The 21,639-nt window shown below is 72.2% G+C and carries 23 protein-coding genes and 1 pseudogene; 11 read left to right on the top strand and 13 right to left on the bottom strand.

The window, feature by feature from the left end; genetic code table 11:
* Positions 1–37: 37 nt before the first annotated feature.
* Positions 38–748 (bottom strand): helix-turn-helix transcriptional regulator, encoded by a 711-nt coding sequence (locus AOQ37_RS15030; protein WP_374701503.1) that lies wholly within the window; start codon positions 746–748, stop codon positions 38–40.
* 297 nt (positions 749–1,045) lie between these two features.
* Between AOQ37_RS15030 and AOQ37_RS15035 the strand changes: the two genes are divergently transcribed.
* From AOQ37_RS15035 to AOQ37_RS15045, 3 genes are all read left to right on the top strand, one after another.
* Positions 1,046–3,931 (top strand): AAA family ATPase, encoded by a 2,886-nt coding sequence (locus tag AOQ37_RS15035; protein WP_062644985.1) that lies wholly within the window; start codon positions 1,046–1,048, stop codon positions 3,929–3,931.
* Positions 3,932–3,983: 52 nt separating this feature from the next.
* A complete protein-coding gene (locus AOQ37_RS15040; protein WP_062644986.1) occupies positions 3,984–4,325 on the top strand; it encodes a VOC family protein in 342 nt (113 codons plus the stop codon).
* 150 nt (positions 4,326–4,475) lie between these two features.
* The gene (locus tag AOQ37_RS15045) at positions 4,476–4,688 is read left to right on the top strand and encodes a DUF4287 domain-containing protein (RefSeq protein ID WP_062645144.1); all 213 of its coding nucleotides are present in this window, start codon (positions 4,476–4,478) and stop codon (positions 4,686–4,688) included.
* A gap of 24 nt (positions 4,689–4,712) precedes the next feature.
* Here AOQ37_RS15045 and AOQ37_RS15050 read toward each other — a convergent pair whose 3' ends face one another.
* The gene (locus tag AOQ37_RS15050; RefSeq protein WP_078890185.1) at positions 4,713–6,308 is read right to left on the bottom strand and encodes a DEAD/DEAH box helicase; all 1,596 of its coding nucleotides are present in this window, start codon (positions 6,306–6,308) and stop codon (positions 4,713–4,715) included.
* A gap of 131 nt (positions 6,309–6,439) precedes the next feature.
* Entirely contained in the window at positions 6,440–6,643 is a 204-nt protein-coding gene (locus AOQ37_RS15055) for a cold-shock protein (RefSeq protein ID WP_020133270.1), read from the bottom strand.
* A 343-nt stretch (positions 6,644–6,986) separates the two neighbouring features.
* Between AOQ37_RS15055 and AOQ37_RS15060 the strand changes: the two genes are divergently transcribed.
* Both AOQ37_RS15060 and AOQ37_RS15065 read left to right on the top strand, forming a co-directional pair.
* Positions 6,987–7,316 (top strand): SCO0607 family lipoprotein, encoded by a 330-nt coding sequence (locus tag AOQ37_RS15060; RefSeq protein ID WP_062644988.1) that lies wholly within the window; start codon positions 6,987–6,989, stop codon positions 7,314–7,316.
* A 22-nt stretch (positions 7,317–7,338) separates the two neighbouring features.
* Entirely contained in the window at positions 7,339–7,701 is a 363-nt protein-coding gene (locus AOQ37_RS15065) for a DUF952 domain-containing protein (protein WP_062644989.1), read from the top strand.
* 148 nt (positions 7,702–7,849) lie between these two features.
* On the opposite strand, the gene AOQ37_RS15070 is transcribed toward AOQ37_RS15065, so the two are convergent.
* The 5 genes from AOQ37_RS15070 to AOQ37_RS15090 form a co-directional block, all read right to left on the bottom strand.
* A complete protein-coding gene (locus AOQ37_RS15070; protein ID WP_062644990.1) occupies positions 7,850–8,305 on the bottom strand; it encodes a tellurite resistance TerB family protein in 456 nt (151 codons plus the stop codon).
* 95 nt (positions 8,306–8,400) lie between these two features.
* Positions 8,401–9,279, bottom strand: coding sequence for a TauD/TfdA dioxygenase family protein (locus AOQ37_RS15075; RefSeq protein WP_062644991.1), 879 nt, complete (start codon positions 9,277–9,279; stop codon positions 8,401–8,403).
* 33 nt (positions 9,280–9,312) lie between these two features.
* Positions 9,313–10,119: an ABC transporter ATP-binding protein gene (locus AOQ37_RS15080; RefSeq protein WP_062644992.1), complete on the bottom strand. Its 807-nt coding sequence runs from the start codon at positions 10,117–10,119 to the stop codon at positions 9,313–9,315.
* Positions 10,106–11,158 (bottom strand): taurine ABC transporter substrate-binding protein, encoded by a 1,053-nt coding sequence (locus AOQ37_RS15085; protein WP_062644993.1) that lies wholly within the window; start codon positions 11,156–11,158, stop codon positions 10,106–10,108. Before AOQ37_RS15085 ends, AOQ37_RS15080 begins: the two co-directional genes overlap by 14 nt.
* A 162-nt stretch (positions 11,159–11,320) precedes the next feature.
* Positions 11,321–12,097 carry an ABC transporter permease gene (locus tag AOQ37_RS15090; protein WP_062645145.1) on the bottom strand — a complete coding sequence of 259 codons (777 nt, stop codon included), beginning with the start codon at positions 12,095–12,097 and terminating at the stop codon, positions 11,321–11,323.
* A gap of 354 nt (positions 12,098–12,451) precedes the next feature.
* Between AOQ37_RS15090 and AOQ37_RS15095 the strand changes: the two genes are divergently transcribed.
* Positions 12,452–12,730 carry a hypothetical protein gene (locus AOQ37_RS15095; RefSeq protein WP_062644994.1) on the top strand — a complete coding sequence of 93 codons (279 nt, stop codon included), beginning with the start codon at positions 12,452–12,454 and terminating at the stop codon, positions 12,728–12,730.
* A gap of 248 nt (positions 12,731–12,978) precedes the next feature.
* Here the strand turns inward: AOQ37_RS15095 and AOQ37_RS42270 are convergent.
* Positions 12,979–13,401, bottom strand: a pseudogene (locus AOQ37_RS42270) (SCO2400 family protein); the annotation flags it as partial.
* A 283-nt stretch (positions 13,402–13,684) separates the two neighbouring features.
* Here AOQ37_RS42270 and AOQ37_RS15105 point away from each other — a divergent pair.
* Complete coding sequence (locus tag AOQ37_RS15105; RefSeq protein ID WP_062644996.1) at positions 13,685–15,268, top strand: right-handed parallel beta-helix repeat-containing protein; 1,584 nt, start codon at positions 13,685–13,687, stop codon at positions 15,266–15,268.
* Positions 15,269–15,341: 73 nt separating this feature from the next.
* On the opposite strand, the gene AOQ37_RS15110 is transcribed toward AOQ37_RS15105, so the two are convergent.
* Positions 15,342–15,806 (bottom strand): pyridoxamine 5'-phosphate oxidase family protein, encoded by a 465-nt coding sequence (locus tag AOQ37_RS15110; protein WP_062644997.1) that lies wholly within the window; start codon positions 15,804–15,806, stop codon positions 15,342–15,344.
* A 62-nt stretch (positions 15,807–15,868) separates the two neighbouring features.
* Complete coding sequence (locus AOQ37_RS15115) at positions 15,869–16,528, bottom strand: TetR/AcrR family transcriptional regulator (protein WP_062644998.1); 660 nt, start codon at positions 16,526–16,528, stop codon at positions 15,869–15,871.
* Between the two features lie 142 nt (positions 16,529–16,670).
* Between AOQ37_RS15115 and AOQ37_RS15120 the strand changes: the two genes are divergently transcribed.
* The 4 genes from AOQ37_RS15120 (at position 16,671) to AOQ37_RS15135 (ending at position 20,466) form a co-directional block, all read left to right on the top strand.
* Positions 16,671–17,702: a medium chain dehydrogenase/reductase family protein gene (locus AOQ37_RS15120; protein ID WP_062644999.1), complete on the top strand. Its 1,032-nt coding sequence runs from the start codon at positions 16,671–16,673 to the stop codon at positions 17,700–17,702.
* A 223-nt stretch (positions 17,703–17,925) separates the two neighbouring features.
* Positions 17,926–18,573, top strand: coding sequence for an SRPBCC family protein (locus AOQ37_RS15125; protein ID WP_062645000.1), 648 nt, complete (start codon positions 17,926–17,928; stop codon positions 18,571–18,573).
* Positions 18,574–18,691: 118 nt separating this feature from the next.
* The gene (locus tag AOQ37_RS15130; protein WP_062645001.1) at positions 18,692–19,321 is read left to right on the top strand and encodes an RNA polymerase sigma factor; all 630 of its coding nucleotides are present in this window, start codon (positions 18,692–18,694) and stop codon (positions 19,319–19,321) included.
* The gene (locus tag AOQ37_RS15135) at positions 19,318–20,466 is read left to right on the top strand and encodes a CU044_5270 family protein (RefSeq protein ID WP_062645002.1); all 1,149 of its coding nucleotides are present in this window, start codon (positions 19,318–19,320) and stop codon (positions 20,464–20,466) included. Before AOQ37_RS15130 ends, AOQ37_RS15135 begins: the two co-directional genes overlap by 4 nt.
* A 46-nt stretch (positions 20,467–20,512) precedes the next feature.
* Here AOQ37_RS15135 and AOQ37_RS15140 read toward each other — a convergent pair whose 3' ends face one another.
* Together AOQ37_RS15140 and AOQ37_RS15145 are read right to left on the bottom strand one after the other, a co-directional pair.
* Positions 20,513–20,863 (bottom strand): helix-turn-helix domain-containing protein, encoded by a 351-nt coding sequence (locus AOQ37_RS15140; protein ID WP_062645003.1) that lies wholly within the window; start codon positions 20,861–20,863, stop codon positions 20,513–20,515.
* Between the two features lie 450 nt (positions 20,864–21,313).
* Positions 21,314–21,634 (bottom strand): SCO5918 family protein, encoded by a 321-nt coding sequence (locus tag AOQ37_RS15145; RefSeq protein WP_062645004.1) that lies wholly within the window; start codon positions 21,632–21,634, stop codon positions 21,314–21,316.
* Between the last annotated feature and the right edge of the window lie 5 nt (positions 21,635–21,639).

The following is a 21,639-nucleotide window of genomic DNA, read 5'->3' on the forward strand; positions in this document are numbered from 1 at the left end:
ATGCTGCCCGCGTGTCCGCCTTCGATTGCCCGTTCGGTCAGATGTAGCCTTCCCGCAGGGCATATGCCACAGCGTGCGCCCGGTTGCGCAGATGCAACCGCGTCGTGAGTCCGTGCATGACGTTCTTGACGGTTCGTTCGGAGTAGGACAGCTTGCTGGCGATCTCTCCGGTGTCCAGGCCCTCGGCGACCAGCCGCAGGACGTCCACCTCCCGTGGCGCGAGTCCCAGGGAGGGGGCGCCGGGCCGGCCCGCCGCACCGCGATGCAGCGTGCCCACCTGGCTGATGAGCCTGCCCAGCAGGTCGGCGGGCAGGTCGCCGACACCGCGGTGGGCGGCCAGCACCGCCTGCACCAGCCGGTGCGCGGTGGCCTCTCGACGCCAGACGATGGCCCCGACCCCGCATTCGATGACGTCCAGGAGTTCCGTCTCACGGATCGTGCCCACGACGAGCACCGCCCGCGCGCCCTCGCTGCGCACGATCCGCCGCAGCCGGCCCAGCGCCCCCTCGTCGAGGGTGTCCTCGATCAGCAGCGCCACCGTGCCGGCGGCCGCCGAGACCTCCTCGCGGACCTCGACCTCGGGACGCCCGCGCAACTGGCTGACGGCGCCCTCGCGGGAGATCGGGTCCGGTGCCTGGACGGCCACGGGAATCCGCCGCCGGGTGCCGAGGACGGGGTCCGCGACGGCGGCGCCCGTCGCGGCGATACCCGCGACGCCGGTCTCTGGTGTCCGTGGTGAGCTGAGCAACCGTTTCCCCCAAGTTCACGGGCCCGCCGTCCGATGGGGTCCGGTGACGGGTGGGTCCCGTCCAGACTTCTGGGACATCAGCGGCGCGCGCAATCGTGGAGCACCACGAGGGGGACCACGAGAGCAAGCCTTCAGGCACCACGGTTCACCTGCATCGTCGCAGGTCAGAGCCCTTTCGTTCGTCGCGTACGAGGCCACCGTGAGCCTCGCCACAACGGCCGCGTGGACCCGTACCGAACCACACGACCTCTACGTGTACATGGACAAGTCCGATGTGCCCGACAGCAGGAGGCAGGGATGACCGGACCGTTGCGGGAACGCGAGGACGCGCACGCGCTGCTCACGGCGGAGGCGGAGCGGGCCCGGACCGGCCAGGGCCGTCTCGTCCTGCTGCGCGGAGCCACGGGCACCGGCCGGTCCGCCGTCCTGGAAGCGGCCACCGCGCACGCGTCCCACCTCGGCATGCGGGTGCTGCGCGCCCGCTGCTCGCCCGACGACACCGCGCTGCCCTTCTCCTCGGTGCTCCATCTCCTCGGCTCCGTACCCGAGTTCGCGGACGTCGGGCCGGGCGGTGACGACCGGGGGAGCGCGGCGCGGCTGTGGCGGCTGCTGCGTTCCTACGCGGACGAGTCACCGCTCATGGTGGCCGTGGACGACGTCCACCTCGCCGACGAGGCCTCGCGCCGCTGGTTCGTGGAGGCGGCCCGCCGTATCGACCGATTACCGGTACTGCTGGTGGCCACCGAGCGCAGTCAGTACGACATCGGCCCGCGGCCCGCCGGTCTCACCCACGCCCTGTCCCCGTCCGTGGTCCGCACGCACACCCTCGCCCCGCTCACCGACGACGCCTCGGCCGACCTGGTCCGGGCGGCCTTCCCGACGGCCTCCGACCGGTGGACCGCGGACTGTGTGCGGGCCGGTGCGGGCAGCCCGCTGCTTCTGCACGCCCTCCTCGACGACCTCGACGGCGCCCCGCCGCCGACGGCCGTCCCGCGGACGTGCGCCGCGCTGTACCCGGGTTCCTATCCGGCGGCCGTCTCCTGGTGGCTGGACAGCGCGGGCCCGGCGACGGCGGAGGTGGCCCGCACCCTCGCGGCCCTGGAACAGGCGGACGAGACCGCCTCTCCGGCCGCGGCCACTGCCGCAGCCCCGACCGCAGCCGCAGCCGCAGCCGCACCCGCAGTCGCTGCCGAAAGCGCTGCGGGAACCGTTGTCGTGACCGCTGCCGAAGGTGCTGCCGAGACCGATTCCGAGTGCGCCTCGAAAGCCGCGACCGACACGCTCGCCGCGCTCGTCGCCGATGCCTCCGGCACCGACCCCGCCCGGGTCTCCGGATGGTTCACCGCGATGACGCGGCTCGGCGTGCTGCGCCCGGACCGGACCGGCCGCCCCCGCTACGCGCACCCGCTCCTGCGGGACGGCGTGCTCAGCGGCTGGTCGACCGACCGCCGTCAGGACGCGCACCGGGCGGTCGCCCAGGCGATGCTGCGCCGGGGCGACCATCTCGACGCGGTGGCAAGGCAGTTGCTGGGCAGCGCGCCCACCGGGCTGCCCTGGGCGCTGCGCGTGCTGCGGGACGCCGCCACCGTGGCCGCGCGCGACGACCGCCCCGGTGACGCCGTCCGCTATCTGCGCCGGGCCCTCCAGGAGCCGCTGCCCGACGACCTGCGCCAGCGGCTGCTCACCGAACTCGGCTCGCTGGAGTACGCCTCCGCGGACACCCCGGCGGGCATCCCGCGGCTGGCCGAGGCCCTCGACCTGCCGGCCGAACCCCGCGACCAGGTCCGTACGGCCATCGCGCTGGGCACCGCGCTCGTGGGCCGCGGGGAGGTCCGTACGGCGGTGGAGGTGTTGCGCCGGCTGGAGGCCACGCTGGCCGGCCACCCCGACCTGGCGCGTGCCCTCCAGACCGCGTCCGCGCTGCTCTCGGACCAGGACCAGACGGTCCGCCGGGAGGCCTACCGCTGGCTCACCGACACCGCCGAACGCTCCCCGGAACTCGTCGGGGCCTCCGGCCAGGCGCTGCTCGTGCGGTACGCGGCGACCGCGGGCGACCTCCCGGCGCGGGAGGCGATGCGCCGGCTGCGCACCCTGCTGACGGAACCGGCCGATCCGCTCGCCGAGCCGTTCCTGCTGGGCACGGCCGCGGCGGTGGCCCAGTGGGCGGACGAGCTGGACGAGGCGGAACGCCTGGTGGAACGCGGCCTGGCCGGCCAGCACCCGACCCTGCTGCACCCGATGGAGCAGGCGCTGCTGGACACCCGGTGGGACATCGCGGCGGCGCGTGGCGCGTACGGCACCCTGCTCACCGCCCGTCCCGGGGCGCCCCGGGCCCGGCGCACCGGCGGCCCGGTCAACGCCGACGCGCACACCCTGCTCGCGCTGGTCGAGACGGGCCGCACGGCGCAGGCCCGCGTACTGGCCGACACCTTCGACCTGCGGGACGCACCCGACTCGTGGGAGCTCAACCGGTTCCTGTACGCGCGGGGCGTGCTGCGGCTCACCGAGGGAGATGTCGCGGGCGCCCTGCACGACTTCCTGGAGTGCGGCCGACGGCAGTCCGCCCGCGCGGTCCTCAGTCCCGTCGTCACACCGTGGCGGTCGGCGGCCGCGGAGTGCCGGCTGGCGCTGGGCAACCCCCAGGAGGCGCTGGCCCTGGCGACGGAGGAACTGCGACTGGCCCGGGTGTGGAACACCCCGCGCACGACGGGACGGGCACTGCGGGTCCTGGGCCGGGCGACCCGGGGCCGCCGGGGCCTGGAACTGGGCGCGGAGGCCGTCGCCGTCCTGCGGGAATCCCCGGCCGAGGCGGAACTCGTGGCCTCCCTGCTCGCCCACGGCCGGCAGCTGACCGACGCGGGGGAGCGCGGCCGGGGCCGCGACCTTCTGCGGGAGGGCGCCGAACGCGCCGAACGGCTGGGCAGCGTCCGCCTCCTGACCCATGCCGAACAGGCCCTGCGGACCGCCGGCGGCCGCCGCACGACGCCCGCCCACACCGGGTCGGGGGCCCTCACCGGCAGCGAACGCCGGATCGCGGAACTCGCGGCGGAAGGCCGTACCAACACCGAGATAGCGGAGCTCCTGCATGTGGCGCGCCGCACCGTGGAGACCCACCTGACCAGCACCTACCGGAAGTTGGGCATCCGGCGCAGGGGCGAGTTGCGGGGCGTGCTGGACGACTGAGGCGGCTGCGTGGCACCGGGTCGTCGCGCGCCGCCCGGCCTACGATGAGGACATGGCCGTCGACCTCTTCGCAGGCATCCCCGTCAACGACTACGCAGCGGCCCTGGCCTGGTACGAGCGGCTGCTCGGCGCTCCGCCGGCGTTCTTCCCGAACGACACGGAGGCGGTCTGGGAGCTCGCCGAGCACCGGTACCTGTACATCGAGCACCGGCCGGGCCACGCGGGCCACGCCCTGCACACCCTCGTCGTCGACGACCTCGACACCCGGGTCGCCGCCATCGCGGGCCGAGGTCTGGCCCCGGCCCGGCGTGAGACCTACTCCAACGGCGTCCGCAAGGTCACCTATCACGACCCGGACGGCAACGAGATCGGCTTCGGCGGCACCCCTCTGTGACAGCCCGGCGGCCGCACGAAGGGCTTGCGTCACAGCCGGACCGGCCCGCCCCGGTGGGGTGGCCGGACGAGCACCGCACCCCCCGTACCGGTGACGCGGATCACACGACGCCTGCGGACACTTCTCCCGCCGGCACCGGTCTTCATCGACATGACCGAACCTGTGAAGGGCCCCGCCAGTTACTTCCCGTCCATCGAGAAGAAGTACGGACGTCCGATCGCCGAGTGGAAGACCCTGATCCGCGCCTCACCCCTCACCCGGCACATGGAGCTCGTCTCCTGGCTGAAGGCCGAGCACGGTCTGGGGCACGGCCACGCCAACGCGCTGGTCGCGCACACGCTGGCGGAGGACGCCGGCGCGTGAGCCCCCGCCGGGCCTCCGCGGGGCTCAGCGGCCGTTCGCGGCGTTGCCGTTGCCCTTGGCCGGGGCGCGGCGACGCCCCTGGGAGGTGGGCCGTCCGCCCTGCGAGGCGGCCCGGCCACCGCCGCCCTGCGAGGCGGCCCGGCCACCGCCGCCCTGCGAGGCGGCCCGGCCACCGCCGCCCTGCGAGGTGGCACGGCCACCGCCGCCCTGGGCCGCGGGACGGCCGCGGCGCGAGCGCGCGGTGGACGCCGAACGCGCGGGACGCTCCTCGGCGGCCGGCGGCGGAGTGAGCACGACGGGCACGCCGGAGGGCGTCTGCGCACCGGTGATGCGGCTCAGCTCGGCCTCACCGGAACGCACCCGGGTGGTCTGCGGGGTGATGCCGGCGTCCGCCATCAGACGCGTCACCTCCCGGCGCTGATGGGGCAGGACCAGCGTGACGACGGTGCCGGACTCACCGGCGCGTGCCGTACGGCCGCCGCGGTGCAGGTAGTCCTTGTGGTCGCCGGGCGGGTCGACGTTGACGACGAGGTCGAGGTTGTCGACGTGGATGCCGCGGGCCGCGACGTTGGTCGCCACCAGCACCGTGACGTGGCCGTCCTTGAACTGGGCCAAGGTCCTGGTCCGCTGGTTCTGGGACTTGCCGCCGTGCAGGGACGCGGCACGCACCCCGACCGCCAGCAGCTTCTTGGCCAGCCGGTCCGCCGCGTGCTTGGTGTCCAGGAACATGATCACGCGGCCGTCGCGGGCGGCGATCTCCGTCGTCGTGGCGTGCTTGTCCTCGTCGTCCACGTGCAGCACGTGGTGCTCCATCGTGGTGACGGCACCCGCCGACGGGTCGACCGAGTGGACGACGGGGTCGTGCAGGTAGTTGCGCACCAGCCGGTCGACGTTGCGGTCCAGGGTCGCCGAGAACAGCATGCGCTGGCCGTCGGGCAGCACCTGGTCCAGCAGCTGCGTCACCTGCGGCATGAAGCCCATGTCGGCCATCTGGTCGGCCTCGTCGAGGACGGTGATGGCGACCCGGTCCAGCCGGCAGTCACCCCGGTCGATGAGGTCCTTGAGACGGCCGGGCGTGGCCACGACCACCTCGGCGCCGCCGCGCAGGGCGCTCGCCTGCCGGCCGATCGACAGACCGCCGACCACCGTGGCGAGCCGCAGCCGCAGCGCGCGGGCGTAGGGGGTGAGGGCGTCGTTGACCTGCTGGGCCAGTTCCCGGGTGGGCACGAGGACCAGGGCCAGCGGCTGCCGGGGCTCGGCCCGCTGTCCGGCCGTACGGGCCAGCAGCGCGAGGCCGAAGGCGAGGGTCTTGCCGGAGCCCGTGCGGCCGCGGCCCAGCACGTCCCGGCCGGCCAGCGAGTTCGGCAGCGTCGCGGCCTGGATGGGGAACGGGGTGGTGACCCCCTCGGCGCCGAGGGCGGTCAGCAGCCGCTCGGGCATGTCGAGATCGGCGAACGACTCGACCGCCGGCAGTCCCGGGGTGAGGGTGACGGGCAGCGCGAATTCACCGCCGGACGCGGCGGGACGACTCCCGCGTCCACTCCGCCCGGGCTTGGCCGAACGGGAGGGGGCGCCCTGGCGCCGATCCGTACGGGAGCGGACGGAGCTGTTGCGGTTCATCCGATACCTTCCTCGAAAGGGCAAAATGCCATGGGCCGGGGCCCGCACTCAGGGAGTACGGGCCCCGGCCACTGGTCCGCGTGATGCGCAGCCGATCGCGTCAGCGTCAGCGTCAGGCGGCGTCAGGCGGTTCAGGCGGGCTGGATGTTCTCCGCCTGCGGGCCCTTCTGGCCCTGAGTGACGTCGAAGGTAACCTTCTGGCCTTCCTGAAGCTCACGGAAGCCGGACGTGGCGATGTTCGAGTAGTGGGCGAACACGTCAGCGCCGCCACCGTCCTGCTCGATGAAGCCGAAGCCCTTTTCCGAGTTGAACCACTTCACGGTGCCAGATGCCATGTTGAATCTCCCTATGGGGCAAGGCCCGGACACCGCACCTTGCGGACCCGGGTGCGACAGGATCGGGAAAGCCCCAAAAACAAAAAGAGTGCCCGTCGACGGAAGGTCGAAGAGCACTCAAAAGTCTCTGGTAACCGAAACTGCCACTTTTATCACGGTAGCACAGGTCCCGATGAGGGGCCGGGGACCGGAGGGGGCGTCACTCAGGCGTGTCGAGGACCTCGCCCCGCACATATGAGTACCCGTACTCAAGAGGATCACTCCCGCGCTCGGCAGGCTGATCGCATCACCGGTGCAGCCGTCGGGCTGGCCGGCCGTCGAGCCGTGCAGAGGAGCGCCCACCATGCGTACGACCAGGAGCCGAGGGGGAGCGGGCCGCGCGGTGGCCGGTGCGGTGGGTGTGGTCGCGGCGGCCGCCGTGGCCTTCGCGGCGCTGACCGGCTGCTCCCTCCAGATCGAGGAGGCGACCTGCGGCGGCGGCGAGTACCCGGTGCTGGCGGTGAACAACGGCGGCAGCGACTGCGTGCCGGACGGCGAGGAACCGGCGCCGGGCTGGGCCCGCTATCCGAAGGGCAAGGTCCCCGAGAAGGTCGGCGACAAGTGGGACACCTATTGGAGCACCCACACCCTCGACGAGAACGGCAAGATCATCGAGCTGCCCGAGGGCGGCTGAACGCCCGTTGTATAACGGGACGATGATTTACCACGTCGTACCGCTCGACGAGTGGAACTCCGCCCCCGAGCGGCCCTACGCGCCCGCCTCGCTCGCACAGGACGGATTCGTGCACTGCTCGCCGGACGAGGCGACCACGCTCGCCGTCGTCAACGCGTTCTACCGGACCGGCGCCCGGCCGCTGCTGGCGCTGGTCCTCGACGAGGAGCGGCTCACCGCGACCTGCGCGTGGGAGGCGGCCGCGCCCGCCCCGCCGCCCGGGGTCGCTCGGGACACCCTGTTCCCGCACGTGTTCGGGCCGATCGACCGGGACGCCGTGACCCGTGTCCTGGAGGTCGAGTGGGACGGACACGGCACGGCGACAGGCCTGACCGACTTCCACTGACGGACTTCCACCGACGGACTTCCACCGACGGACATCCGCTGACGGACGTCCACCGACGGACGTCTCCGGTGGTGCGGGGAACCTCGCGGGGTGTCCCGCACCACCGTCCGGCCGGTTCAGCGGCGCGGCTTCGGGGAGTTCGGCCCGCTCAGAGGTCGAACTCGTGCGGCGGCAGGTCGAGGGTGAAGCACGCCTCCCGCACGACACCCTGCTCGGTCTTGTCGAAGTCGCCGTCGGCGCCGCCGATGACGATGCCGATCTGGATGACGGCGCGCGCCTCGGCCGGCTTCTTCTTCGCCTTGGCGATCTCCTGGAGCACGCTGACCTTGCCGAAGTCGAAGTCGGTGGTGAGCTTGTTGAGGTTGTCGTCGAAGCGCCGCTGGAGATCCGTGGCGTCGAAGTTCTGGAGCACCTCGTTGGTGGCGATCAGCTGCGCCACCCGGCGCCGCTCGGCCGGGTCGATGGTGCCGTCCGCCGCCGCGACCAGGGCACACATCGCCATGCTCGCGTCGCGGAAGGCACCGCTCTTGAGGTCGTTCTTCTTCGACACGAGCTGGGTCTGCATCGTCGACGCGGACTCCTTGATGCGGTCCCACAGGGCCATGAGAACTCCAGAAGGTCGGGGCGGAGTAAGTGACTGCACAAGATCTACAGCAACGTAGAAACTAACAGCCGCCCCGATAAGTTCCCCGCGTCTCCTCAGTCCCCCGTGCCCCGGGGCCGGTCGCCCCGCAGCGTGATGCGGTGCATGACGCGGTGCCGGTCGCCGTAGTCGCGGTTGGCGTAGTGGGCCGTGCTGCGGTTGTCCCACAGGGCCACGTCCCCCGGCCGCCACCGGTGGCGCACCAGATGCTCGGGCTTGGTGAGATGCGCGTACAGGATGTCGAGCAGGCCCCGGCTCTCGTCATCGGAGACACCGACGATGTGCGAGGTGAACCCGGGGTTCACGAACAGTCCCCGCCGGCCGCTCTCGGGGTGCACCCGCACCACCGGATGCTCGACCGGCTTCAGTTCGGTGACCACCTCGCCCTCCCAGCGGTTTCCGCGGCCCTGCCGGCGCTGGGCCAGGTAGTAGCCGAACGCGCGGTTGCCGTCGTGCACCGCGGTGAGGGAGTCGGCCAGCGTCCGCAGCCCCGGCGACAGCGACTCGTAGGCGAGCTGGCTGTCGGCCCAGCTGGTGTCCCCGCCGTTCGGCGGCAGGACGACGGCCCGCAGCACGGAGATCGCCGGGGGGCGCGGGACGAAGGTCACGTCCGTGTGCCACACGTCGGAGAAGCCGCCGTCCTGGCTGTCCAGGGCGTACACCTCCGGCGGCACGCCGACCCCGGAGTCGTGCACCGGATGCCCGGCGGTGACCTCGCCGAGCCGTCGGCCGAACTCGATCTGCGTGGCGTCGTCCAGCCCGTCCTGGCCGCGTACGAACAGCACCTTGTACTCCACCAGCGCGGTCCGCAGCGCGGCGACCTCCGCGTCGGTCGCGCGGGCGAGGTCGAGGCCGTGGAGTTCGGCGCCGAAGCCGGGGCCGAGGGGGGTGAGGGGCAGCCGGGACGGCGCGCCCACCTGGGTTTCGAGGGTCACCGGAGCTTCCTTCCTTTCGTACCGGTACGGCGGTCAGGCCGCGGCGGCGGACTTGACGGCGTGGGCGACCTGCGCGCGCAGGTCGGCGAACTCGCGGGACTCGCGCAGTTCGTCGGCGTCGACGCCGGCTCGCGGCAGGGTGATCGGCAGATCGAGGGCGACGGTCCCCGGGCTCTTGGTCAGGACGACGATGCGGGAGCCGAGGAACACCGCCTCGTCCGCCGAGTGGGTCACGAAGACCGTGGTCCGGCCGGTCAGGGCGGTCACCTGCCGGACGTCGTCCTGGAGACGTTCGCGGGTCAGCGCGTCCAGCGCGGCGAACGGCTCGTCGAGCAGGAAGAGCGGGTTCTCCGCGGCCAGGGCACGCGCGATCGCCACCCGCTGCTGCTGGCCCCCGGAGATCTCCCAGACGCGGCGCCGCTCGGTGCCCTCCAGGCCGACCCGCGCCAGCAACTCGGCGCGGCGCTGCGGCCATTGGGTGCGGGCGACCCGCGCGTACCGCAGCGCGAGGTCGACGTTGCCGCCGACCGTGCGCCAGGGGAACAGCCGGGGCGTCTGGAAGACCACCCCGGCCGTCTGCCCGGGACGGGCCGCGCTGCCGGAGATCCGCACCGCGCCCTCGGTGGGCTGCTCGAAACCGGCGATCAGCCGGAGCAGCGTGCTCTTGCCGCAGCCGGAGGCGCCGACGAGGACGAGGAACTCGCCCGCCGGCACGGTGAGATCGACGGGCCCCACGGCGGTGACCGGGCCGTACCGATGGGTGACGTTGTCCAGCCGGACGGACCCGGTGCGGGCGTCGTCCGCCGCCACTCCCTTGAGGGCGGCCTCACTTGAGGACATCGGGCAGCCCCTTCAGATAGAACGCCTTGCCGACGACGTCCTCGGCGGGTGCGGCCTCGATCTGCTTCTGGCCCGCCAGGAACGCGCCCGTGTCGGTGAGGTAGGTCAGCAGCTTGCCGGGGCTGCCGTCGGTGCCCAGCCAGTCGGCCGAGGCGACCTCCTCCGGAGTGAGGAACACCCCTTGCGCGAGCTGCGCCTTGGCGTCGGCGGCGCTGATGCCGAGCTCGGCCGAGACCGCCTCGACCGCTCCGTCGGGGTCGGACTTGATCAGTCTCAGGGCCTCGGCCTCCACCTTGCGCCAGGCGTCGATCGCCGTCGGGTCCTTCGCGATCAGTTCGTCCGAGACGACCGCCAGGTCCAGGGTCGGCTTGCCGGCGGCGCCTATCTCCTTGCTGCTGGTGAGCTGGGTGCCGCTCTCGCGCAGTTCGTCGAGGGTGGGCAGCCATACGTAGGCGGCGTCGATGTCCCCGCGCTGCCAGGCGGCGATGATCGGCTGCGGCTGGAGGTCGACGAGCTTGACGTCGGAGGTCTTCAGCCCGGCCGCCTCCAGTGCCGCCAGCAGGCTGTAGTGCGAGGTCGAGGCGAAGGGGGTGGCGATGGTCTTTCCCTCGAGACCGGCGACATCCGTGATTCCGGTGTCCTTGCGGGCGACGAGGGCCTCGTTCTCGCCCGCGACGTCCAGGATCCAGGCGACCTTGTACGGGATCGGCGAACTCCCGGAGATCCCCCGGGCGAACGGGCTCGAACCGAGCGCGGCGATGTCCAGCGACTTCCCGAGAAAGGCCTGGTTGACGCTGGCGCCGGAGTCGAACTTGATCCAGGTGATCTTGTAGTCGGGAAGCGCCTTCTCCAGCAGTTTCCGGTTCTTCACGATCAGGTCGCCGCTGGGAAAGGCGAAGTAACCGATGCGCAGCCGCTTCGCTCCGCCGGACGACGAGGCAGCGCTGTCCGAGGAGCAGCCGGTGACGGCGGCGGTGACGGCGGCCAGGGCACCGGCGAACAGCAGCCGACGGGACGGGCCTTGGGCAACACGGGACATGGCTGGCCGTTCCTTTGCAGGGGAGGGGAGGGGAGGGGAGGGGAGGGGAAACGAAGGAAGGGGAGAGGGAGCGGGGGACGGGAGTCGAGGGGGAAAGAGGGAGCGAGGGGACGGGAGTCGAGGGGAAAGGAGAGAAGAGGAGAGAGGGAGAGAGAGGGGGACTTACGCGCGTCCGCGCCAGGGCACGACGGCCCGCTCCAGCCGCAGCAGCAGACCGTCGATGAACAGGCCCGATACCCCGATGGCGATGATGCCGACCAGCACCACGGGGGTGTTGTTGTAGTTGGCGGCGTCCTTGACCATGCCGCCGATCCCCGGCAGCCCGTTGACCAGTTCGGCCGCGACGAGCGAGGAGTAGGCCACGCCCACGGCCAGTCGGACGCCGGTGAGCGTCTCGGGCAAGGCGGACGGCACGACGACGTCCCTGACGACGTCCCACCGTGACCCGCCCAGTGCCCGAGCCGCCTCGATCAGACTCTGCGGCACGGCGGAGACAGCCGTCGTGGTGGACACCGCGACCGGCGGGAAGGCGGCCACGGCCAGCAGCGTGATCTTGGGCTCCTCGTTGATGCCCAGCCAGATGATCAGCAGCGAGAAGTAGGCCAGCGGGGGCAGCGTCCGCAGGAAGGTGATCCAGGGCTCGAACAGCGAACGCACCCAGCCGACGGTGCCCATGACCAGCCCGAACAGCACGCCGAGGGCGATGCCGATACCGGCGCCGAGCGCGATGCGCCGCAGGCTGATGCCGAGATGCTCGATGAGGGTGGTGCCGTTGTAGCCCCGTACGCCGTCGTGCGTCGTGGACACATCGAGGAACGCGTCCCAGACCTTGGCCGGCGGCGGGACCAGTGTCTCGCTCCAGGTCCCGCTCACCGCCAGCAGCTGCCAGAGGGCGAGGAACAGCAGGAGCGAGCCGAAGGGCAGCGCGAAGTGGCGCAGACGTGCCCAGGCGGGGGAGGGGGCGGCCGAGTTGGCCGCCGTGGTGGAGGGGTCGGCCTTCGACCATGGGCGTGTTGCGGACACGGGCGGCCTCCAAAGGGCGCCGGGATACCGGGGAGAGACCCGCCGGGTCCTACGACCGCACGGCGGGTGGAGAGAATCAGTGACCCGGGATCAACAACACGCAGCCGGGCGTCGGCACAGGTCGATGACCAGGCGTCGCACCAAGGGCTCGTGAATCATGGGGCCCATTTCTACCGGAGCCGGGTCCCGCTACCAAGAGGCGTCTTACTTCCTGGAACGGGACCCGTCCGGCCGGCCGCTCAGCTGAGGCAGATCAGGCCCAGCAGGCAGATGTCCGAAGGCGAGGTACCCGCGGGCGCGGTGCTCGTCGAAGAGGACGAGGAGGACGAAGACGAGGAGGACGAAGACGACGAGGACGACGACGAACCGGACGCGTCCGAGGCGGAGTTCGAGCCCGAGCCAGAGCCTGACCCCGGGGCCGAACCCGCGCCCGAGGCCGATGAACCCGTGGCGGAGCCCGCGGTGGACGCGGACGACGGCTGCTGGTTCGCGCCCGTCCCGCCGGAGAAGCCCGTCGTGCCGTCGGGTGCGGCGGCCGTCCCCTCGTAGGACGAGGTTCCGTTCCCCTGCCGGGGCGCCGACGGCACCGTGGCGGGGGAGGAGGCCGGTGAGTCCGGGTGGATGTTCGCCGACGGCCGTGACGGCGCGCCGGGCGAGGGCGAGGTCCGCGCGTCGGAGCGGGTCACCGTCGGGCGGGTGTGTTCCAGGGTCGGCTCCTCGCCGCCCTCCGTGGTCGGGGTCTCCGGCGCCGCGGCCGCCTGCGCCTGGTCGCCTGTCTGGCGGTCCAGCGCGGCGAAGCCCAGCCCGCCTCCGACGAGGGCGACGGCCGTCGCGACGACGGCCCGGCGCTGGTTCTTCTTCCACCGGGCCAGCTGCCGCCGCCGGGCGGCCCGCCCCGACGGCGCGTGGGGAACGGACCCCGCGACAGGCTCGATCGCCGGGGTCTTCCCCGGGGCGTCCTCAGGGGCGTTCTCCGGCTCGCTCTCCGGGCCGGTCGGAGCGGCGGCCCATGTCGCCGGATCGGCATATGACGACGTCGCGGGCGCCCGCGTCGGCCCTGAGGCGGGCACCGGTGCCGGTATGCGCAGCGACATCGCGGCCCGGGCCGGGGCGATGCCGCGGTCGACCGTGACCGGGGCGATGTCCGGGGCGTAGGCGCCGCATCCAGGGCACACCAGGGCGCCGTTGAGATGCCGGCGACACGTGGAGCAGTAGTCCATCTGCGGTCTTCCTACGCGGGGGTCCGATGGCCGGAAACGCTAACGACAGGTTCCAAGGACTGTGTGCAGTCTGTGTGACGCTCCTGCGCGGATCCCTTGAGGAGATCGAGCGCACCCGGACGCACACGGACACACGCGGACACACCCTCACTCTGCCGTCCATGGATGTGAACAGGGGACAGGTACGCGTCTCTTGACGCGCTCACGCCACTCCCCTAACTTCCGACGGAAAGCGCTTTCTGGTTCGGCCGACCCGCACTCGTTCCGTTCCTGGAGATGAATCATGCAGCTGAGATCCGTCACGGCCTGCGTCAGCCTGGTGGCAGGGGCGCTCGTCGCGCTGTCCGGCACCACGGCCCAGGCGGCCACCACCACCCGCTACGAGGCCGAGACCTCCCCGGCGGTCTGCGCCGGCACCATCGACTCCGACTGGACCGGCTACTCCGGCAGCGGATTCTGCAACGGCACCAACGGGACCGGCGGCTACGCCCAGTTCACCGTGAACGCGGCCACGGCCGGCACGGCGACGCTGAACGTCCGCTTCGCCAACGGCACCACCACGGCCCGCCAGGCCTCGCTGGTCGTCAACGGCACGACCGTGCAGACGCCGTCCTTCGAGGGCACCGGCGCCTGGTCGACCTGGGTCACCAGGACGCTCACCGTGTCGCTGAACGCCGGGAGCAACACCGTCCGGCTCGCCCCGACCGCCGCAACCGGCCTGCCCAACGTCGACTATCTGGAGGCGACCACCGCCGACAGCACCACACCCCCGGCGGGCGGCGCGATCTACGTCTCACCGAGCGGCACGGACGGCGCGGCCGGCACCCAGTCGGCGCCGACCACCCTCACCTCGGCGATCAGCCGCGTCACCGCAGGCGGCACGATCTACCTGCGCGGCGGGACGTACGCCCAGTCCTCGACGGTCACCGTCCCGGCCACCAGCAGCGGCACGGCGGGCGCGCTCACCACCCTGTCCGCCTATCCGGGTGAGACACCGGTCCTCAATTTCTCCGCGCAGACCGAGAGTTCGTCGAACCGTGGGCTCCAGCTATTCGGTTCGTACTGGCATGTCTACGGCCTCGTCGTGGAACACGCCGGTGACAACGGGATCTACGTCGGTGGCAGCGACAACGTCATCGAGCGCACCGTCACCCGCTACAACCACGACACCGGGCTCCAGCTCGGCCGGATCGCCTCCAGCACACCGGCCGCGCAGTGGCCCGCCCGCAATCTGGTCCTGTCCGCCGAGTCGCACGACAACGCCGACTCCGACGGCGAGGACGCCGACGGGTTCGCCGCGAAGCTCACCACCGGCACCGGGAACGTCTTCCGGTACGCCGTCGCGCACCACAACATCGACGACGGCTGGGACCTCTACACCAAGACGGACACCGGAGCCATCGGTCCGGTGACCATCGAGGACTCCCTCTCGTACGGCAACGGCACCCTGTCCGACGGCACCGTGAACAGCAACGGCGACCGCAACGGCTACAAGCTGGGCGGAGACGACATCGCCGTCGACCACGTCGTGCGGCGCAGCATCGCCTACCGCAACGGCCACCACGGGTTCACCTACAACAGCAACCCGGGCTCCATGACCGTGTCGAACAACCTGAGCATCGACAACGCCGAGCGCAACTACTCGTGGGACGCGGGGACCTCGGTGTTCCGGACCGACACGTCCTGCCGGTACAACGTCAGCGGCTCCAACGACAAGACCGTCGGTGACGCCGACGGCACCAACCAGTTCTGGACCGGCGCCAACGGCTCCCGGTGCGCCTCCTCCTACGGTGGCGCGCTCGCCTGGTCCTTCGCCTCGAACGGCCAGCTGGTGGTGACGCTGGGCGGCAGCAGGGTGACGCTCTAGCCGAGGGGCCGGTACGGGTGCGGGGGCCTCCCCTCGCACCCGTACCGGCGTCGGCCGGCCGTCGATGCGTCGGTCAGCCGTCGATGTCGAGCGCCGTCCCGTACAGCCGCTCCACCTTCAGCCGGACGACCACCCGGCGCTCGGCGACCTGCTGCTCCAGGAACGCCCCCTCGTCCGCGCCCTCGGGCCGCGCGTCCGCCGGGATCATCCCGAGCAGCTCCCGTCCGACCGCGTCACCGGGGACGGTGGTGACGCCGGAGACCTCGGCCTCGCCCTCCGCGACGGCGAACGACCACACGTCGTCGCCCGGTACGTGCAGGGCGGCGTGCGGGTCGCGGCGCAGGTGCCGGACCTTGACGCGGTCGGCCGTCGTCGAGAACCGCACGATCCGGGCGTCGGCGTCCCAGCTGAAGCCCATCGTGGTCAGGTGCGGGTGGCCGGTGCGCCGAACGGTGGCGAGCGTGCCGAACCGCTGCCGGCCGAGCAGCGCGGAGAGGGCGTCGTCGGACAGCGTTCGAGGTGCGGGACCTTGAGTCATGACGACATCAACTCCGTTGTGCCACAAGGTATTTCACTTCCGCCGACCGGGAACCGCGGCGATCAGTCCGTGGGCCTGCCGGTCAGCGTGGTGAGTTCGGCCGCGAAGAGAAGCTCGGGGTCGAAGCCCATTCCGGTGAAGTGGCCCGCCAGTTCGAGGGACAGGACGCCGTGCAGGCGGGTCCAGCAGCTCAGGGCCCGGTGGAGGGCGGCCGGTGGGGCGGGGTGGCCGCTGGTCCACTGGTCGCCGAGGCCTTCGAGGTGGGCGGCGAGCGGGCTCGGCGGACCGTCGGCGGGCAGGTCGGCGCAGGCGTCGAGCAGGGCCGTCATGATCTCGGACGCGATCGTGGTGACGTCGTCGGGCGCGTGGTAGCCCGGGACGGGTGTGCCGTAGACGAGGAAGTACCGGTGGGGATCGTCCAGGGCCCACGCGCGCAGTGTGTGCGCCAGTCCGGTCAGGCCGCCACCGGCCGCCGAGGAGGCGCGGAAGGCGTCGGCGAGGCTTCGGTACGCGTCCCGGACGAGCTCGGTGATCAGCTCGTCGCGGCCGGCGAAGTACCGGTACAGCGCGGGCCCGCTCATCCCCATCTGCTTGGCGATCGCGTTGAGGGAGAGCGCGGACGCCCCCGCCGTGGCGATCTGCTCCCAGGCGCGCTCCTTGACCTCCGCCCGCACCTGGGCGCGGTAGCGCTCGCGCGGGGTGGTCGTGCCCGTCTCCGCCATGGCCTGCCGCCACCTCTCCGCACTCGGTCCAGAGGTTCAAGATTTAGTTAGAGGCTATCACGAAGGTTATTGACACCCTCCTTCTCGTTGCGTTACAACTTCTAACGAACGCAAGGGCAAGTAACGCTCACTGGAGGTCATCATGAACGTCGAGGGACTCGTCGAGGTCGTCCTGCCGGGCAAGGTCGAGCCGGAAGGGCTGCGGATCCGGCACGGAGCCGTGCCCACCCCGGGCCCCGGCCAGGTGCTGGTCCGGATGGAGGCGACCGGGGTCTCCTTCGCCGAGCAGCAGATGCGCCGCGGCCGCTACTACGACCAGCCGCCGTTCCCCTTCGTCCCCGGCTACGACCTGGTCGGCACGGTGCAGACGACCGGCGACGGCGTCGAGCCCGGCCTGGCCGGGACCCGGGTGGCCGCCCTGCTCAAGGTCGGCGGCTGGGCCAGCCACGTCCTCGTCGACGCCGCCGACGTGGTGCCGGTGCCCGCCGGGATCGACGCGGCGGAGGCGGAGACCCTGGTGGTCAACGGCATCACCGCCTGGCAGATGCTGCACCGCAAGGCCCGGGTCCGCCCGGGCGGCACCATCGTCGTGCACGGCGCCAACGGCGGCGTCGGCTCGGTCCTCGTCCAGCTCGCCCTGGCCGCCGGGGTGCGGGTGATCGGCACTGCGTCCACCCGTCACCACGACGCGCTGCGGCAGCAGGGGGTCGCCCCCGTCGACTACCGCACCGCCGACCTGGCCGCGCGGATCCGCGCCCTCGCCCCCGGCGGCGTGGACGCCGTCTTCGACCACGTCGGCGGCCGGGGCATCGTCGACTCCTGGCGCCTGCTCGCCCCCGGCGGCACGCTCGTCTCGTACGGCACCGCCTCCACGCGGGACGACGAGGGATCCAAGCAGTGGCCCGTGCTGAAGCTGCTCGGCCGGCTGTGGCTGTGGAACGCGCTGCCCAACCGGCGCCGCGCCTGCTTCTTCAACGTCTGGGCCGGCCGGGCCCTGGCCAAGAACCGCTTCCGGGCCCGTCTGCGGACCGACCTCACCGAACTCTTCGCCGCCCTCCAGCGCGGTGACGTGACACCCCGGATCGCCGCTCGGCTCCCGCTCGCCGAGGTCGCCGACGCCATGCGCCTGGCCGAGTCCGGAACGGCCGCGGGCAAGGTCGTCCTCCACCCGTAGCCGCCCACACCACCCGCGGGCGCCTCCACCGGCAGGCGCGCGTCCTCCACCCGCAGGCGTCTTCCACCCGCAGGCGCCTCCTCCCGCAGGCGCGCGTCCTCCACCCGCGGGCGCCTCCACCCGCGGGCGCCTCCACCCGCAGGTGCACTCCACTCACGGGTGTCCGCCACCGCGGGTGCCTCCACCCCGTAAGCGACCCGCACGACCCACCGAGGGAGAACTCATGCCCGGCACCAGGCCGCTGACGTCCGCGCTTCCGCTCGGACTTCCGCTCGCGCTCGCCGTCGTCGGCACGCTCGCCACCGCCACACCGGCCGCCCAGGCCGCGCCCGCCCACGCCACCGCCCAGCACCACGGCCGTACGCCCCAGTGCCGAGGGCAGGGGGTGGACGCCTCCGCCCGTATCCGCTACCGCTCCGACGTGGTGATCAAGGCGCCGCTGAGCACCGTCTGGAAGCTCCAGACCGACGTCGAACGCTGGCCCTCCTGGCAGCCGCCCGTCCTCACCGCCGACCGCCTGGACACCGGACGGCTCCGGGAGGGCTCGCGGTTCCGCTGGTCCACCCCGGCGCCCGCGACGCCCACCACCCCGGCCACCACCCTCGACATCACCTCCACCGTCCGGCAACTCCGGCGCGAGGCCTGCGTCCTGTGGAGCGGACCGGCGATCGGCCAGGGCCTGCGCATCGACGAGGGCGTCCATCTGTGGACCTTCACCGAGGTCGAGGGGGGAGTCCGGGTCCACACCGAGGAGACCTGGACCGGCGCCCAGGTCGAAGCCGACGTGCCCACCGCGACCGCGGCACTCGGCGCCGGCCTCGAAGCCTGGCTCCACGATCTCAAGGCCACCGCCGAACACCGCCGGACGTGACACCGCCCGCGTGCGAACCTCTGTCCCGGGACCCGGAACGGGCGGGTGGGGCGAGTGTGGCGCAGGTCACGGGAAGTCGGTGTGGTGTGCCGGACAGCTCATTGAGGTGAGCACTCATATGCGTACCCGGGTACGGGCCGGGGAGTCGAGCGCGTTCGCGGAGCTGTTCGACGCCTACGCCCGCGCCGTCTACAACCATGCCTTCCGGCTGACCGCCGACTGGTCGACGGCCGAGGACGTGATGGCCGCGACCTTCATGGAGGCATGGCGGCTGCGCGACCGGGTCGACCCCGAGGGCGGCTCCCTGCGCCCCTGGCTGCTGGGCATCGCCACCAACACCGCCCGCAACCAGTACCGCAGCAACCGGCGGTACCGGACGGCGGCCGGCGCCGCCGCGGCGGCCGAACTGTCCGTGCCCGACCACGCCGACGAGGTCGCCGACCGGATCGACGACCGGCGCCGGCTGGCGGCGGCCCTTACCGCGCTCGCCACCCTGCGCAGACCGGAGCGCGAGGTCGTGGCGCTCTGCCTGGGGGAGGGGCTGGACTACGAGGCCGCCGCCGAGGCCCTGGGGATCCCGGTCGGCACCGTCGCCTCCCGCCTCTCCCGGGCCCGCCGGAAACTGCGGGCGCTCGCCGCGGAAGAACCCGAGAAAGCCGGCGGAAACCGGGAAGGCGGCCGCACCGGCCGACAGGTAAGAGGCGATCACACACACGTGGTCCGGCCCGCGCAGGGAGGAAACCGATGAACGCGAACACGTCCCGGCAGAGTCCGGCCGAGGGGGAGGAGAGCGCACAGCTCTTCGCCCGGACGGCGCGTGATCTGCCGACGGGCCGTCACCAGTTCCACAAGGAGCGTCTGATGGCCCGCATTCACGAAGCACGGCAGGAAGAACGACAGGCGGAAAGCCCGGCGGTACGACGGCAGACGGAACGACAGGCGGAGCGCACGGCGGGTGCCCCGGGCGGGTTCCGCCGGCTGCGGCTGCCGCGTCCCGCGATCACCTTGCCCGTGCTGGCCGCCGCGCTGGCCGGCGTGGTCGTCACCGGGGTGGTGCGGACCGGGGGCGACGGGGTGCGGGACGGCGGCGGTGTCGCCACCGGACCGGCGCTGACCACGACCGTCGGAGCCGCCACCACCAAGGGCCTGCCGCAGCTGCTGGACCAGATCTCGCTGGCGGCCGCCGAGGACGACCACCCGGTGGTCGAGCCCGGTCAGTACATCTACATCGAGTCCAAGGCGGCCGACACCTTCCTGAAGACCGTCGGCGACAAGACCACCCTGGCCAGCCACCGGCTGCACACCCGCCAGATCTGGGACTCCCCGGACGGCACCAAGGGCTGGCTGATCGACCCCGCCGTCAACGACAGCCCCGAGGGCGAGACCCTGAGCCTCCCCGACGAGCAGGGCAACACCCCGAGGGCGCACCTGGGCGCCCCGTCGTACGACTACCTGGCCGAGCTGACGACCGACCCCGACGAGCTGCTCGCCAAGATCTACGAGGAGACGGCGGGCCAGGGGAACACCCCGGACCAGCAGGCCTTCACCACCATCGGCGACCTGCTCGCCGAGAGCTACCCGCCGGCGGAGCTGTACTCGGCGCTGTTCAAGGCCGCCGCCAAGATCCCCGGTGTCGTGGTCGTGAACGACGCGGTGGACGCGGTCGGGCGGCACGGGGTGGCGGTGGCCAGGCTGGACGAGACCAGCGGGCTGCGCGAAGAGTGGATCTTCGACACGAAGAGCCATGTCTTCCTCGGCGAGCGCTCGGTCCAGGTGAAGCGGCTCACCGGGACGGACGCACTGATCGAGCCCGGCACGGTCACCTACACCAGCGCCATCCTGACCCGGGCGATCGTCGACGGCATCAAGCAGACGCCGTCCCGGTCCGGCTGACCGCGCACCGCGCCGCGGCGGGGCGCCCGGACCCGACGTTCCGTGCTCAGCCGGAGTGGGAACCGGAGCTGTCGGACGTCTCGCTCGCGGCGCGGCGGTACTCGGCGTTGATGCGCTGGGCCTCCTCGAGCTGGTCCTCGAGGATGACGATGCGGCACGCGGCCTCGATCGGGGTGCCCTTGTCGACGAGCTCGCGGGCGCGGGCGGCGATCCGGAGCTGGTAGCGGGAGTACCGGCGGTGTCCGCCCTCCGAGCGCAGGGGCGTGATCAGCCGGGCCTCGCCGATGGCTCGGAGGAAGCCCGGAGTGGTGCCGAGCATCTCTGCGGCCCGGCCCATCGTGTACGCGGGATAGTCGTCGTCGTCCAGACGACCGCCGAGCGGGGTATCTGCTGTCATGTCACCTCGTAGTGCAACGCGTCGAGGGGCCCTGGTGCCGTACGGCACCAGGGCCCCGAGGGAAATTCAACACCATCGGTCGGGCGTACTGCTGCGCCGACCTTCCGTTTTCGCTACCCGGGCCCGTCGTAGGGGCGGGGGCGCGTGGATCGCGGATGCGTGACCGGGGACCACCTTCCATCCATGGCCTTGCGGTACCCGGACCCGGAGGCTTCCTCGGGCCGGGCGATCCTGATGGCGTATGCGTTTCCGTCCTTTCTACGGACCGACCACCGGCTGGTCATGTCTACGAAAGAAACGCTACCCAAGCGGCATGCCAATGTCTACCTTCGCCAGAGTAGATTTCAGTTCTTCGGAGGCGCAGGTACACCCGTGCGCGCGCACACGCCAAGAGGGCCCCGCCGACCTGGTCGGCAGGGCCCTCTCGGTACTTCGCGGTTCTTCGGCCCGTCAGGCCTGCCACGCTCCGGCCGTCCCGGCGGTGCCGAGCAGCGCCGAAGCGCTCTGGAGCGGCGTCAGGACCTGGACGGGTGCGGCGGGGTGGTCGTGGCAGGTGAAGCCGAGGCGGACCATGGCCCGGACGACCTCGCCGCCGGTGAAGTCACGGCGGTCCTGGCGGGTGATGATCTCCCCGACCTGCTTGACGGGGTAGCGGCGGCGGCCGATGGTCACGGACTCACCGGCGACCGGCTCGGGCGTGACGCCCTTCATCGAGTCCATGACGCCGTCCTTGGTGAGGTCGAACGGGTAGCGGGCGATGACACAGCGCATGTTGC

Source organism: Streptomyces maremycinicus, assembly GCF_001184025.1.
GTDB classification, from domain to species: Bacteria; Actinomycetota; Actinomycetes; order Streptomycetales; family Streptomycetaceae; genus Streptomyces; species Streptomyces maremycinicus.

What these genes read in the sequence shown, in the direction of transcription:
- AOQ37_RS15045 (WP_062645144.1), top strand. Translation starts at nt 4,476, where the DNA reads ATGACCGAACCTGTGAAGGGCCCCGCCAGTTACTTCCCGTCCATCGAG.
- AOQ37_RS15125 (WP_062645000.1), top strand. Translation starts at nt 17,926, where the DNA reads ATGCCCGGCACCAGGCCGCTGACGTCCGCGCTTCCGCTCGGACTTCCG.
- AOQ37_RS15105 (WP_062644996.1), top strand. Translation starts at nt 13,685, where the DNA reads ATGCAGCTGAGATCCGTCACGGCCTGCGTCAGCCTGGTGGCAGGGGCG.
- AOQ37_RS15120 (WP_062644999.1), top strand. Translation starts at nt 16,671, where the DNA reads ATGAACGTCGAGGGACTCGTCGAGGTCGTCCTGCCGGGCAAGGTCGAG.
- AOQ37_RS15140 (WP_062645003.1), bottom strand. Translation starts at nt 20,863, where the DNA reads ATGACAGCAGATACCCCGCTCGGCGGTCGTCTGGACGACGACGACTAT.
- AOQ37_RS15110 (WP_062644997.1), bottom strand. Translation starts at nt 15,806, where the DNA reads ATGACTCAAGGTCCCGCACCTCGAACGCTGTCCGACGACGCCCTCTCC.
- AOQ37_RS15095 (WP_062644994.1), top strand. Translation starts at nt 12,452, where the DNA reads ATGTCCGAAGGCGAGGTACCCGCGGGCGCGGTGCTCGTCGAAGAGGAC.
- AOQ37_RS15135 (WP_062645002.1), top strand. Translation starts at nt 19,318, where the DNA reads ATGAACGCGAACACGTCCCGGCAGAGTCCGGCCGAGGGGGAGGAGAGC.
- AOQ37_RS15055 (WP_020133270.1), bottom strand. Translation starts at nt 6,643, where the DNA reads ATGGCATCTGGCACCGTGAAGTGGTTCAACTCGGAAAAGGGCTTCGGC.
- AOQ37_RS15085 (WP_062644993.1), bottom strand. Translation starts at nt 11,158, where the DNA reads ATGTCCCGTGTTGCCCAAGGCCCGTCCCGTCGGCTGCTGTTCGCCGGT.
- AOQ37_RS15070 (WP_062644990.1), bottom strand. Translation starts at nt 8,305, where the DNA reads ATGGCCCTGTGGGACCGCATCAAGGAGTCCGCGTCGACGATGCAGACC.
- AOQ37_RS15065 (WP_062644989.1), top strand. Translation starts at nt 7,339, where the DNA reads ATGATTTACCACGTCGTACCGCTCGACGAGTGGAACTCCGCCCCCGAG.
- AOQ37_RS15130 (WP_062645001.1), top strand. Translation starts at nt 18,692, where the DNA reads ATGCGTACCCGGGTACGGGCCGGGGAGTCGAGCGCGTTCGCGGAGCTG.
- AOQ37_RS15040 (WP_062644986.1), top strand. Translation starts at nt 3,984, where the DNA reads ATGGCCGTCGACCTCTTCGCAGGCATCCCCGTCAACGACTACGCAGCG.
- AOQ37_RS15080 (WP_062644992.1), bottom strand. Translation starts at nt 10,119, where the DNA reads ATGTCCTCAAGTGAGGCCGCCCTCAAGGGAGTGGCGGCGGACGACGCC.
- AOQ37_RS15050 (WP_078890185.1), bottom strand. Translation starts at nt 6,308, where the DNA reads ATGAACCGCAACAGCTCCGTCCGCTCCCGTACGGATCGGCGCCAGGGC.
- AOQ37_RS15060 (WP_062644988.1), top strand. Translation starts at nt 6,987, where the DNA reads ATGCGTACGACCAGGAGCCGAGGGGGAGCGGGCCGCGCGGTGGCCGGT.
- AOQ37_RS15145 (WP_062645004.1), bottom strand. Translation starts at nt 21,634, where the DNA reads ATGCGCTGTGTCATCGCCCGCTACCCGTTCGACCTCACCAAGGACGGC.
- AOQ37_RS15035 (WP_062644985.1), top strand. Translation starts at nt 1,046, where the DNA reads ATGACCGGACCGTTGCGGGAACGCGAGGACGCGCACGCGCTGCTCACG.
- AOQ37_RS15115 (WP_062644998.1), bottom strand. Translation starts at nt 16,528, where the DNA reads ATGGCGGAGACGGGCACGACCACCCCGCGCGAGCGCTACCGCGCCCAG.